The sequence below is a fragment of the Roseovarius lutimaris genome (assembly GCF_900115165.1).
In the GTDB taxonomy this organism is placed as follows: Bacteria; Pseudomonadota; Alphaproteobacteria; order Rhodobacterales; family Rhodobacteraceae; genus Roseovarius; species Roseovarius lutimaris.
Genome location: NZ_FOVP01000006.1, coordinates 15881 through 28653, shown reverse-complemented (window position 1 = coordinate 28653; position 12773 = coordinate 15881). Strand labels below are relative to the sequence as shown.

Annotated in this window: 11 protein-coding genes and 1 pseudogene; 6 read left to right on the top strand and 6 right to left on the bottom strand. The window is 60.1% G+C overall.

Annotated features, from left to right (window positions below):
• Nucleotides 1–4: 4 nt before the first annotated feature.
• Together xdhB and xdhA are read right to left on the bottom strand one after the other, a co-directional pair.
• Nucleotides 5–2326 (bottom strand): xanthine dehydrogenase molybdopterin binding subunit, encoded by a 2322-nt coding sequence (gene xdhB / locus BMZ91_RS06520; RefSeq protein ID WP_218145651.1) that lies wholly within the window; start codon nucleotides 2324–2326, stop codon nucleotides 5–7.
• Nucleotides 2327–2415: 89 nt separating this feature from the next.
• The gene (gene xdhA, locus BMZ91_RS06515; protein WP_092835989.1) at nucleotides 2416–3873 is read right to left on the bottom strand and encodes a xanthine dehydrogenase small subunit; all 1458 of its coding nucleotides are present in this window, start codon (nucleotides 3871–3873) and stop codon (nucleotides 2416–2418) included.
• A gap of 122 nt (nucleotides 3874–3995) precedes the next feature.
• On the opposite strand from xdhA, the gene BMZ91_RS06510 reads away from it, so the two are divergent.
• The 3 genes from BMZ91_RS06510 to opgC all read left to right on the top strand — a co-directional run bounded on the left by BMZ91_RS06510 (nucleotide 3996) and on the right by opgC (nucleotide 7004).
• Complete coding sequence (locus tag BMZ91_RS06510; protein ID WP_092835987.1) at nucleotides 3996–4898, top strand: LysR family transcriptional regulator; 903 nt, start codon at nucleotides 3996–3998, stop codon at nucleotides 4896–4898.
• Between the two features lie 297 nt (nucleotides 4899–5195).
• Complete coding sequence (locus tag BMZ91_RS06505; RefSeq protein WP_245736226.1) at nucleotides 5196–6728, top strand: OpgD/OpgG family glucan biosynthesis protein; 1533 nt, start codon at nucleotides 5196–5198, stop codon at nucleotides 6726–6728.
• 51 nt (nucleotides 6729–6779) lie between these two features.
• Nucleotides 6780–7004 carry an OpgC domain-containing protein gene (opgC, locus tag BMZ91_RS21065; protein WP_143076314.1) on the top strand — a complete coding sequence of 75 codons (225 nt, stop codon included), beginning with the start codon at nucleotides 6780–6782 and terminating at the stop codon, nucleotides 7002–7004.
• Here opgC and BMZ91_RS06500 read toward each other — a convergent pair.
• The gene (locus BMZ91_RS06500) at nucleotides 6946–8055 is read right to left on the bottom strand and encodes a Fic family protein (protein WP_092835983.1); all 1110 of its coding nucleotides are present in this window, start codon (nucleotides 8053–8055) and stop codon (nucleotides 6946–6948) included. The two genes, opgC and BMZ91_RS06500, sit on opposite strands and share 59 nt — an antisense overlap.
• 132 nt (nucleotides 8056–8187) lie before the next feature.
• Here BMZ91_RS06500 and BMZ91_RS21745 point away from each other — a divergent pair.
• From BMZ91_RS21745 to BMZ91_RS06490, 3 genes and pseudogenes are all read left to right on the top strand, one after another.
• Nucleotides 8188–8301, top strand: a pseudogene (locus BMZ91_RS21745) (mandelate racemase/muconate lactonizing enzyme family protein); the annotation flags it as partial.
• 67 nt (nucleotides 8302–8368) lie between these two features.
• On the top strand, nucleotides 8369–9538 hold the full coding sequence (locus BMZ91_RS06495) for an AMP-binding protein (RefSeq protein ID WP_177193803.1): 1170 nt from the start codon (nucleotides 8369–8371) through the stop codon (nucleotides 9536–9538).
• Nucleotides 9535–10641, top strand: a complete 1107-nt coding sequence (locus tag BMZ91_RS06490) for a thiolase family protein (protein ID WP_092835979.1) — start codon at nucleotides 9535–9537, stop codon at nucleotides 10639–10641. The genes BMZ91_RS06495 and BMZ91_RS06490 overlap by 4 nt, the downstream gene beginning before the upstream one ends.
• Nucleotides 10642–10673: 32 nt before the next feature.
• Here the strand turns inward: BMZ91_RS06490 and BMZ91_RS06485 are convergent, their stop codons facing one another.
• From BMZ91_RS06485 to BMZ91_RS06475, 3 genes are read right to left on the bottom strand one after another with little or no spacing between them, the layout of a single operon-like run.
• Nucleotides 10674–11219 carry a biotin transporter BioY gene (locus BMZ91_RS06485; RefSeq protein WP_092835977.1) on the bottom strand — a complete coding sequence of 182 codons (546 nt, stop codon included), beginning with the start codon at nucleotides 11217–11219 and terminating at the stop codon, nucleotides 10674–10676.
• Between the two features lie 13 nt (nucleotides 11220–11232).
• Nucleotides 11233–11835, bottom strand: a complete 603-nt coding sequence (locus BMZ91_RS06480) for an energy-coupling factor transporter transmembrane component T family protein (protein WP_092836281.1) — start codon at nucleotides 11833–11835, stop codon at nucleotides 11233–11235.
• Complete coding sequence (locus tag BMZ91_RS06475) at nucleotides 11810–12568, bottom strand: energy-coupling factor ABC transporter ATP-binding protein (RefSeq protein ID WP_092835975.1); 759 nt, start codon at nucleotides 12566–12568, stop codon at nucleotides 11810–11812. The genes BMZ91_RS06480 and BMZ91_RS06475 overlap by 26 nt, the downstream gene beginning before the upstream one ends.
• Between the last annotated feature and the right edge of the window lie 205 nt (nucleotides 12569–12773).

The window sequence follows — 12773 nt, the reverse complement described above, 5'->3', positions numbered from 1 at the left end:
CAGATCACCCACGCAACCGTTCGATCGCCATCAAGACACACTCCGGCGTCGCGGGCGCATCGAGACGCGGGCAGGTTTTGTAATCAGCGACACTTGCAACAGCATGCGACAACGCCTCAAACACGGAAATACCCAGCATGAACGGCGGCTCACCCACGGCCTTGGACCGCTTGATCGTGTTTTCGCGGTTCTCGGACCATTTGGCCAGTTCAACATTGAAAACGCGCGGGCGATCCGAGGCGAGAGGGATCTTGTAGGTCGATGGCGCGTGGGTGCGCAGTTGGCCTTGCTTGTCCCACCACAGCTCTTCGGTGGTCAGCCAGCCCATGCCCTGGATAAAGGCGCCCTCGATCTGACCCTTGTCAAGGATCGGGTTCAGCGACTTGCCGACATCGTGCAGAATATCCGTCCGCTCGACCCGGTACTCGCCGGTCAGAGTATCAACGGACACCTCGGAACACGCGGCACCGTAGGCGTAGTAATAGAAAGGCCGCCCCTTGCCCGTGTCGCGGTCCCAATGGATTTTCGGGGTTTTGTAAAACCCTGCCGCCGACAGATGGATACGCGCCAGATAAGCCTCGCGGATGAAGTCTGCAAAGGGGATGGTTTCACCGCCGACTTGCACTGCGTTGGCAACAAAACGGACATTCCCGGCGTCGGTCTGCCAGCGTTCAGCGGCAAAGGCGATCAGCCGCTCCTTGATCTGATCCGCCGCATTTTGCGCGGCCATTCCGTTGAGGTCAGACCCCGATGAGGCCGCCGTGGCCGAGGTGTTTGGCACTTTCTCAGTTGTCGTTTTGGTGATCTTGATCTTGTCAAAATCAACCTGAAGCGCATCCGCCACCACCTGTGCGACCTTGGTGTTGAGACCCTGCCCCATTTCGGTGCCACCGTGATTCAGATGGATCGAGCCATCCGAATAAATGTGCAGCAGCGCACCAGCCTGATTGTACCATGTTGCCGTAAACGAAATGCCGAATTTTACCGGCGTCAGCGCAATGCCCTTGCGGATCGTCCCGCCTTTGGCGTTCCAGTCCAGCACGGCCTGACGGCGGGCCTGATAGTCGGCGCTCTCTTCAAGCTCTTGCACAATGCGCGGCGCAATATTGTCCTCGACCGTTTGGTGGTACGGCGTGACATCGCGCCCGTTGTCGCCATAGAAATTACGCTTGCGTATTGCGAGGCTATCAACCCCGCGATGATAGGCAATTTCCTCCATGATGCGTTCGGCAACGATAACGCCCTGAGGCCCGCCAAACCCACGAAAGGCAGTGTTCGAGACGGTGTTCGTCTTTAACGGATGTGAATTCAGCAAAGCGTTGGGATAGTAATAGGCGTTATCGGCATGAAAGAGCGCGCGGTCGGTCACAGGGCCCGAAAGGTCCGAAGAAAAGCCGCAGCGCGCCGCGAACTCGCCGGTGACAGCCTCGATGACACCCTCATCATCAAAGCCCACTTCGTAGTCGATCACGAAATCATGCCGCTTGCCGGTCGCCGACATGTCGTCGTCGCGGTCAGGGCGGATTTTTACCGCGCGGTTCCACTTTTTTGCCGCCACTGCCGCCACCGCGCAGAACAGGTTCATCTGCGTTTCCTTGCCGCCGAAACCGCCCCCCATCCGGCGCACATTGATCGTCACAGCGTTTGAAGGCACGCCCAGCACATGGGCCACCATGTGTTGGGCCTCTGATGGGTGCTGGGTCGAGGAGTGCACCAGCACATCGTCGTCTTCACCGGGTATGGCAAAGGCAATATGCCCTTCCAGATAGAGATGATCCTGCCCCCCCACACGCAATTTGCCTTTGATGCGATGCGCGGCCTTGCTCATCGCATCGCCAGCATCGCCCCGCCTAAGCGTGAGCGGCGGCGTGACATACCCCATGTCGGCCTCTTGCGCCGTTTCGGGGTCAAGCGCATGTGGCAAATCTTCATAGGTCACCTGCGCCAACTTGGCGGCGCGGCGCGCGGCGTCGCGGGTTTCGGCCACGACGGCGAACATGGGCTGGCCCCAGAACTCGACCTTTTCGGTGGCAAAGATAGGTTCATCGTTGCGGCCGGTGGGCGAGACGTCGTTAGAACCGGGCAGGTCGTCGGCGGTCAGAACGCCGATGACACCGGGCGCGCTGCGCACGGCGCTCAGGTCAAGTTCGCGGATCAGGGCGTGCGCGCGGGTCGACAGGCCCAGATAGGCGTGCAATGTGCCCATGGGTTCAGGGATGTCATCGCAATATTCAGCGCTGCCTGTGACATGTTTGGCCGCACTGTCATGACGCAAATCCTTGCTGACCTCGCCTTTGATGGTGTCGCGGTTTTGGTCGGCCCGCATCATATGTTGTGCCACAGGCGGGTCTTTCCGCTTGTCCGTCTCAACGGGTGCTTCAACTGTTCTTCCGGTGCTCATAGTGTTATCCTCCCTCATGCGCTCAGTCGCACAGGTGCGTCCCCGCCCTGCTGTTCCAGCCAGAATCTGCGGAACAGGTTCTTTGATACTTGCAGGCGGTACTCCGACGATGCCCGCCAATCCGTGAGCGGGCTGAAATCTTCGCCGAGACACGCGGCGGCGTTCATCACGGTTTCCTCACTCCAATCCGCGCCAACAAGGGCGGCCTCAACGCTTGCCGCGCGCTTCGGGGTGGCCGCCATACCACCAAAGGCGATACGGGCGGCGGTGATTTTGCCATCTTGAACGGTTACATTGAACGCGGCACAGACCGACGAGATATCTTCGTCCCGGCGCTTGGAAATCTTGTAAGCCGCTTGCAATTCGCCGCTTTTGGGACGCGGCACGTCGATGCTTTCGAGAAACTCGCCCTCGCCAATGTCTTGCTTGCCATAATCGACGAAAAATTCCTCAATCGGCATGGTGCGGCGATTGCTACCCTTCCGCAGCGTGATGACGGCGCCAAGCGCGATCAGAACGGGCGGCGTATCCCCGATCGGCGAACCGTTGGCAACGTTGCCGCCGATGGTGCCCATGTTGCGGATTTGCCAACCCGCGATGCGATCCCAGAACGCACCGAGATGCGGATAATCCGCCGCCATGGCGGCGCGGCTGTCGGTATAGCTGACACCTGCACCAATCCGGATCACACCGTCAGTCACATCCAGTTGCCGCAACTCGTCCAGATGCCCCAGAAAGACCACTGGCGAAATGTCGCGCAGAAATTTGGTCACCCAGAGCCCGACATCCGTGGCCCCTGCAACCATTGTCGCGGTTGGTGTTTCCACCAAAACCTCGGCAAGGTCATCGACCGAGGCCGGCAGGATGCAGCGACTGCTTCCTTTGGACACCTCGACGCGCTGGCCGTCTTGCAGAGTGGAAAGCCTGGCCATTATCGCTTCGCGTTCACGGCTCAGCGCATCTTCTGCCGGGCTGCCGAAGGTTGTTGCGGCCTTGGCCGCCTTGATAATCGGCTCGTACCCGGTGCATCGGCAAAGATTGCCCTGTAACGCCGTCTCGATCTCGGTTTCTGTAGGATCAGGATTTTCCATCCACAGGGCATATAACGACATCACGAATCCGGGCGTGCAAAACCCGCACTGGCTACCGTGGTGTTCGACCATGGCCTGCTGAACCGGGTGCAATTTGCCGCCATTGCCTGAGAGGTATTCAATCGACACGACATGACAGGCATCAAGTGAGGCGGTCAGTCGGATGCAGGAGTTAACCGGCTCATAGCGCAACTTTCCATCCTGCAGACGACCGACAAGAACGGTGCAAGCCCCACAATCTCCCTCGGCGCAACCTTCTTTGCTGCCCGTCAGGCGGCGGTCTATGCGCAGAAAGTCCAGCAAAGTGTCGCCGGCACCTACTTTGTCCAATGTGATGTCGCGCTCGTTCAAAACAAAGCGGATTTCCGATCTGATCGTCATTTTACCTCCCATGCCGCAGTCAAGACTCTGCGGTCATTGCCAGTATGACACATTTAGATCGCTCGAATTACGATGCAGTCGCGTATGATCTTTCAACGAATCGTTGATAATCGGAGGCGCAAATGCCCTATCTTGAAAGTCTGAAGGTGTTTGTCAGGGTTGTGGAACTTGGCAGTATTACGGCCGGCGGACGTGACCTGCGATTGACGCCGGCGGTCGCGAGCAATCGCATCAAGGAGCTTGAGCGCCGGCTGGATGTGCGACTGTTCAATCGCACGACACGCAAATTGTCGCCGACTGAGGTCGGCCATGCCTTTTACGAACATGCCCTGACGGTCGTGCGATCACTGGAAGACGCCGAAGCCGTGATATCGGATTTTTCCCGAAATCCACACGGTACTGTTCAAGTGACAGCACCGCTTGGCGTGGGCAAACGGCTGGTCGCGCCCTTGATCCCCGAGTTTGTTGACCTTTATCCCGAAGTCTCGGTACGGTTAAGATTGTCGGATCGAAAGGTCGATCTGCTTGACGACGGCCTTGATGTGGCCCTTTTCATCGGACGGCCCCCGGATTCAAACCTGAAGCTGCGCAAGATCATGGACACACCGCGCATCCTGTGTGCCGCGCCCAAATATCTTGAACAGCATGGTGTACCGCAGACCCCGGGCGACCTTCGAAGGCATAACTGTCTGCTGCTGCGCTATCCCAGATCACCTGAATGGTTCTGGACACTGACGACCGCAGACGGACCGTTGAGAATGGATGTGTCCGGCAGCTACGATTCCGATGACGGCGATGTGCTGACAGGCTGGGCGCTTGCCGGACGTGGAATCGTGAATAAGCCACGCTTTGACGTCGCAGAGCATCTGAAGAGCGGCACACTTGTTGAAATTCTCCCTGAAACGCCTCCAGAGCCTGCACTTTTTGGGTGTCTGTATCCACACCGACGGCTACAGGATAGCAAGGTCAGGCTTTTCATAGATTTCTTGCTTGAGCGGTGCCGGGCAAGGTTAGCTCAGATGTGAAAACCAACAGACCAAAACATGATCCCCCGACCAAGTGGTGAGATAACGCCAGGGTCGTCCCCCCCCCCAATCAAATCGTCTGATCTAATTTTCGTCTTTTACGCCGACCTCTGCGCCGCAGAGGTTGGCGGCCTTTCCACGGCGTTTGGCTATATCATGCCGACGAACCGGTCGCGAACTGGTCTCGATTGAACGGCACGTTTAAGACCATTGCAACACTCCACGAAAGGATCAGGGATGCGACCTCTTCAACCGACCTTTTCACGCCCCGGCCGTCGGGCATTTCTTCTCGGGACGGTGGCGCTTGCGGTGTTGCCATTTTCTACCCACGCGGCCTCGGCGGACACGGGTCCCCTGGCGGAAAGTGACCCTGTTGCATTCGATTTCGACGTGCTGAGCGCGCGGGCAAAGCAGGCTGCGGGGAAGCCTTATGTTGCGCCGGACCCTGCGCCAGGCCTGCCCGAAAACCTCACTTATGATCTCTACCGTCAGATTGCTTTCAATCCCGAACACGCGCGCTGGCGCGACAATGGCGCACAATTTCAGATGCATGCATTTCACATGGGGTGGCTGTTCCCCACGCCCGTCGGCATGTTCGAAGTAACGGATGGCACCGCGCGACCATTCGCATTCGAGCCCAGTGACTTCGACTATCGCCATGACGCCAAGGGTATCATGGACGATGTCGAAACCTTTCCAGGGGTCGCGGGCTTTCGGTTGCATTATCGGCTGAACAGAGCCGATATTTTCGACGAATTGCTGGCGTTTCAGGGGGCCAGCTATTTCCGCGCTTTGGGACGGGGGAATGCTTACGGTCTTAGCGCGCGAGGACTTGCGATTGCCACAGCCGGCGAAAGCCCGGAAGAGTTTCCGACATTCACCGAGTTCTATTTGGAACGTCCCGGCGTGGACGATACCCGGATCACCCTGTTCGCCATGCTCGACAGCCCAAGCGTTTCGGGGGCTTACCGGTTTGTCATCACGCCCGGCCAAGATACCACGATTGACGTCACCGCACGTCTTTGGTTTCGCGAGGATACGCCACATTTCGGTGTCGCACCGCTTACGTCGATGTATCTGTATTCCGACGCGGATCGCGTCATGTTCGATGACTATCGCCCGCAGGTGCACGACAGCGACGGGTTGCTGATCCAGCAAAGCAGCGGCGACACGCTCTGGCGCGCGCTGACCAATCCGCCGCACATATCTACCTCACATTTTGCTGAAACCTCACCTCGCGGATTTGGGCTACATCAGCGCGACCGGGCATTTTCACACTATCAGGATCCAGAGGCACGCTATCAAGACCGCCCCTCCGTGCAGGTCGAAACGTCAGGAGACTGGGGCGCCGGCGACGTCCGGTTGGTGGAACTGCCGACAGATTTGGAAATTCACGACAATATCGTGGCCTATTGGTCGCCCGAAGGAGGGGCGTTAAAAGGCGAGGCAAGGGAGTATTCCTATCGTCTTCATTGGGGAATGCTGGCGCCCGACACCGAGAACAACGTGGCGGTTGTGGTCGGCACACGCGCCGGAAAGGGTGGTGTTTCAGGTGTTGAACAGACAACTGACACGCGCAAGTTCGTCGTGGATTTTGACGGCGCTCTGTTACGGAATCTGCCGCCGGAGGCCGCAATTGTTCCACAAGTATCCGTCGGCGGTGGCGAGATCGCGGGAATGGTTCTTTACAAGGTCGAGGAGACCGGACATTGGCGTCTCGCGCTTGATGTAAAGCCCACAGCGCCCGGCCCGATAGAGTTGATGGCCCATATCGAGGGCTACGATCAGCGGCTATCGGAGACCTGGCTTTACCAATGGATCGTCACTTAATGAGCCGTGTTGGGGCTGAGGGTGGTTCGTTCCCCCGCGACCAGCGGCTTGATGTTTTTCGCGGGCCTTTGGCAATTGAACTTTCCAGATCACCCAAATCCCGGTGGCAGGTTCTTCAGCCCGTTTTCATGGCAATTTGTTTTTGTTGTCGGCCTGCTGCTGGTACGCGTCGTGCTCCAAGACGCACTTCCAGATGCTTTCGACCGTACGATCACATTTACAAATGCTGTAAGGTCAACCAATAACGTGTGTATCGACGTTCGCCGGTGCGGGTGACAGCGCCCATCTCAACCAGGTTCTGAAGGTCTCGCGTCGCTGTCGCCCGCGATGTCCCTGTGATCGAAAGGTAATTCTCGGCACTCAAGCCGCCTTTGAACCCGTCCGGCCCCTCGCGAAACATCCGTTCGATTGCCTTGGCCTGCCGCGCGTTCAGCTGTGTTCGGTGCCGGTCATAGAAACGTGCCTTCGCGATGAAGAACCCAACCCGATCCAGAGTGACCTGCTGCGCCGTCAGGACGCTCTTTGCGAACCATTCCAGCCATGGCGTGACATCCAACGTCTTCTGGTGTCGCTCAAGCTGATCGTAGTAGGCCTTCCGCTCCCGCTCGATCGAGTAGGCCAGCGCGATCAGGCTCGGTTGGCCCGTGTTTTGCGCGAGTGATTTCTCGGCCAGGGCGCGACCCAATCGCCCATTCCCGTCTTCAAAAGGATGGATGCTTTCAAAGTATAGATGGCTGAGGCCTGCCCGCGTCAGCGGCGGCAGTGGCGTTTCGGCACCCGGCGCCGTCACGTTGAACCAGTCTACATACCGGTCCATTTCATCGGGAACTTGCGCGGAGGGCGGCGCTTCAAAATGTACGACCGGCCGGTCAATCCGGCCAGAGACGATCTGCATTGCGTCTTCATGCTGGCGATAAGCCCCGATCGTGCCCAACCGCCGATCATGGGACAACAGCATGCTATGCCATCGGAACAACGTCTCATGCGTGAGCGGCTCAGCGTATGTTGAATAGACATCGACCATCATCTCAGCCACGCCCTGCTCTCTCGGCTTGGTTGGATAGCTGTCGGGAGACAATCCAAGCTGACGACGCAGCGATGACTGCACACTTTGGCGATCCAGCATCTCGCCTTCGATGGCGCTGGTTTTCATCGCCTCTTCGCTCAGCAGATCAATGCGGAGTTGATCGCGCTCGGACGGGCTCACATGATGGACGGCACCTAGAATTTCGCCCGACGACAACAAGAATCGCTGCTCAAACGGTGCCAATACTGCCGCGTCATACCGAAAGTCCGGCCAGCCGGATATCTGCCAGTTCCATGCCATGAGCTATAGAGAACCCTCCTATAACTCATAAATATAACGTTCCTGAGTTATAGAAGTCAATTCTATAACTCAAAGACAAGCAAACACACGTAAACTCTGCTGTTCATTTGCACGTGAAGCCTGCTCACACCTCCGCTCATGCCGCATTGTGCAAACTTATCGCGGGTGACGTTGTTTACCATGCATCTTTTGCGAACCATTGCGAATGCGGGTAAATATCTTGAGGTCTCAATCGAAGGCGCCGATTAACGATGACCTCCTGGCGCGATACTATATGCTTGGGGCAGGGATGGCGCAGGTCGGGGCTTATCGTTTGAACCAGAGATCATTTGAATGGCAGGCATCCGCGACGGTGCTTCGTTCGGACGCGGCGATGACGCGCCTGCGCGCCCTGGTGCGCGCGCGCGCCTCGATTGCGGTTTCGGCCTCGGGTGTTGCGCCGCTTGGCAGCACCCCGACAAAGCCCGAGCGTTATCTGCACTGTGCAACCTCCGGCTCTGGCGGCGAGCCCAAGGTGATCCGTCGCGCGCACTCCTCCTGGATGAAAAGTTTCGCGGTCAACGGGCGAGTGCTTGGGCTCTCCTCGTTTGATTGCGTCGCGGTGTTTGGCACGCTGGCGCATTCGCTGGTGCTTTACGGCACGCTTGAGGCCGCCCATCACGGCGCGCGCATTCTTGGCCTGCATGGCCTGCGCCCCGACCGCCAGCTTGCCGCGCTTGCGCGGGAACAGGCGACGATCCTCTATATCACACCAACCCAGCTTGGCCTGCTCTGCGGCGGCCCCGCCCGCGCCACTGAATCAATGCGCCATATTCTTGTCGGCGGGGGCCAGCTCAGTGAACGGGTCGCAACCGCCGCCGCCCGAACCTTTCCCAACGCCAAGCTTATCCACTTTTATGGCGCCGCCGAGACCAGCTTTGTCGCCTGGTCAGACGAAACCACGCCGCCCGGTTCGGTCGGGGCCGCCTATCCCGGCGTCACGATTTCGATCCGTGGTGATCAGGGCGCCAGTACCACCGGGATCGGTGAAATCTGGGTCAAGAGCCCCTATCTCTTTGACGGCTACGCCAGCGGCCAGAGCGCCGATACCCGCTGGGATGGCGACTGTCTTTCGATCGGCGAATTGGGGCGGCTGGATGACCACGGCAACCTCTTTGTGGCGGGGCGCAAAAGCCGGATGGTGACGATATCCGACACCAATGTCTTTCCCGAAGAGGTCGAGAGGTTTCTGGCCACCACCCTTGGCACCGACACTGTCGCGGTGATCCCCCTGCCCGACGCAAAGCGCGGTCACCGCCTTGTTGCATTTGTCGCCGGGCCCTGTACCACGACAACAGAACACGACCTGCTGGTTCTCTGCCGTCAACGCCTTGGCCCGCTGTGCGCCCCGCGCCGGGTGCATTTTGTCCCCGCCCTTCCGATGCTGCCGGCGGGCAAGCCCGACTATTGCGCGATCACCCGATGGGCCGAGGGCAACACATGAGTCAAAGCTATATCATCGCGGCCAAGCGATCCGCCGTCGTGCCCCTGAACGGCGCCTTTGCGCATCTGGAGCTTCATGAAATCGCCGTCCCGGTGATCCGCGCCTGTCTTGCGGCCTGCGGTTTGGCCCCCGAAGAGGTCGGCGAGTTGATCACCGGCAATGCCCTTGGCGCGGGCGGCAATCCGGCGCGGCTGTGCGCCCTCGCGGCGGGCCTGCCCGAACATGTGGCGGGGCTTTCGATTGACCGGCAATGCGCCAGCGGGCTGGACGCGCTTGCCCTGGCCGATGCGATGGTCCGTTCCGGTCAGGCGGATATCGTCCTGGCCGGCGGCGCCGAGAGCTATTCGCGCCGCCCCGTTCGCGCCCGGACCTTTGCCGATGGTCGCCCTGCCCTGCCCTATGATCAGGCCCGGTTCACGCCCTGGCCGGACCGCGACCCAGATATGCATGTTGCCGCCGATGCCCTCGCCGTCACTCTTGGCATCACCCGCGCCGCGCAGGATGCCTGGGCGGTGCAAAGCCACGATCGCGCGCTCCGGGCACGTCACCGGCTGGCGCACGAATTGATCGGGGTCGAGGGCATAACGCAAGACCCGTTCACCCGCGCCCTCTCGGCCCGCCTTTGTGCCCGAAGCCGCGCGATTGCGGGCACCATCACCCCCGCCAATACCTCGGTCGCCGCCGATGGCGCGGCGTTCTGCACTGTGGTGTCGGAAAAGGTCGCGCGCCGCCTTGACGCGCCTGCCGTCGCGATCATCGGCGGCTGTACCCTCGGTGGGCGCCCCGACCTTCCCGGTCTTGCGCCTGTCGCGGCGATCCGCAAACTGCTCTGCAACGCCGGGATCGCCCCTGATCACCTTGCCGTCGCCGAAATAATGGAGGCCTACGCCGCACAGGCCATTGCCTGCGTCAGCGAAAGCGGCCTTGATCCCGAGATCGTCAATCCCGGCGGTGGATCGCTCGCGCGCGGCCATCCGATTGGCGCATCGGGCGCGATCAATGCCGTGCGGCTCTATCACGAGCTTACCGCGCGGGGCGGCACAGGGATTGCGGCCATTGCCGCCGCCGGCGGGATCGGTACAGCGCTTTTGCTGCGTTCTTAACCCTCAAAACCCTCAATCCGCGCGATCTATAGTCATGCCCGCGACAGAACACTCTCTGGCCGGGCCTTGGCAAGGGCGGCGGTGATCATGCCGGCAAGCACCGCCTTGACAATATCGCCGGGCACAAAGGCCGTCACCAACAGCGCGGCCTCCGCCCCTGACTTTTTCAGGGTGATGGCAAGACCAGCGACGCCAAACATATAAAGCACAAGAATGCCCCCGATCACCGAGGCCACCCCGGCCACAAACGCAAGCGGTGCGCGGCGCCATTTCTCGACCACAAGACCGGTGACAAAGGCCGCCACCGGCCAACCAACCAGAAAGCCCGCCGTGGGCGACACAAACACGCCAAGCCCACCACGCCCACCCGCCAAAAGCGGCAGGCCAAGCGCGACCAGCAGCAAGAACAACAACACCGCCAAGGCCCCGCGCCGCGCCCCAAGCACCGTCCCACAGAGCATGATCCCTAGGCTTTGCGCGGTGATCGGCACGCCAAATCCAAGGGTGAATTTCGGGATAAGACCAAGCGCCGCGATCAAGGCGGCAAAAAGCGCCACAAGGGCAAGGTTACGTTCCATGGGTCAGGGTCCTTTATTGGTTCAGGCCGCCGCGCGCCTTGAGCGCCTCGGCCACGTATTCTGCATCATCGAGCGCCAGCACGGTAAACGGCATGACAATCTTCCATCCGGGTTTCTTCCGTGATCTGGCCGACCATGACTGCGCCAGCTGCGCGCCCTTGTCGGCCAGCGTCGGGGTGAAGCGCACCACAAGCGCAATCCCGATTTCAAGCGCGCGGGTGTTCACCCCCACCCGCCGGAGCGGCGTGGCAAGCCAGCGAACCACCTCGATCATCGCCGAGAGTTTCGTGGTCATCGTCACCAGATTGGCAAGCGCCACGGCGGACAACAGCCGCAGCCCCACGACCAGCCCCGCCACCGGCGCGCCAATCACCAGATGCCAGACCAGCACCAGCGCGATGAACGGCCAGAGCACCATCAACCCCTTCATCCCGGCGCGAAAAAACCGCACCCCCGGCAGGCGATAGACACACACACAGGCGGCAAAGACCACCGCATGAAAGCCAAGGCTTTCCTGGGCAAACAACACAACCGTCGCGGCGCAAAGCGCCGCAAGCTTTGCCCCCGCCGGCCAATGATGCGCCCGCGTTTCAACCGGCGAGGTCAGAGATATCATCATGTCCTCCCAGATCGGTCATATGTTTGGTAAACTCCGCAAGCACCGGCGTCGCCGCGCCATCCTGTCTGATCCGCCCGTCTTCAAGCCAGATCACCCTTTCATACCCGCGCAGCGCCTCGGGATCATGCGAAATGTGGATCAGCGCCGCATTGATCCGGTCGAAATATCGCGTCAACTGGGCGCGGGTCGGAATATCGAGCCCCGAAAACGGCTCGTCCAGGATGACCACCTTTGGCGCCATCGCGATGATCGCCATCAGACAGACCAGCTGTTTTTGCCCCTGCGAGAGCTGATGCGTCGCCGCCTTCGCCCAATGGGATTTGTCAAAGTGCGCAAGAATACCGGCAACCTGTCGCGCGGCCTCGGGTTTTGAGGCGCCGGCCTGAAGCAAACCAAAGCCAAGCTCTTCTTCCACGGTGGGGAAAATGATCTGATGATCGGGGTTCTGAAACAGAATGCCGACGGTACGGATCGCCGCCTTGCGGTCCTCGGCGACATCCACGCCACAGACCCTAACACTGCCCCGGTCCGGCACCACAAGGCCGGACAGAACCCGCGCCAGGGTGGTCTTGCCCGACCCGTTGCGCCCGACGATGCCCACACGCCGTTCGGGCACACAAAGATCAAGCCCCGTCAAAAGCGCCCGACCCTCGCGTAAAAAGGACACCCCGGCCATTTCAAACGTCACGGACGGATCGACGGATTGTGAAATGACAGCCTCGCCTTGCATTCTCATCCCTCAGAGTCGTTCTTGATACCCGCACGCGCAGGTATCGCCACCGACACGGGCGAATGCAAGTGGGCACGAACATGCCCTTCGCGATCATCGCGGCTTATTTGGCGCGGGCCCGGCCATGAAAGCCACCGTTTTCTCGGGCCGATGGCCGGGCGCCTCTGCATTTTTATCGGTGAGCGGTGATCGCCCTCACCGATCA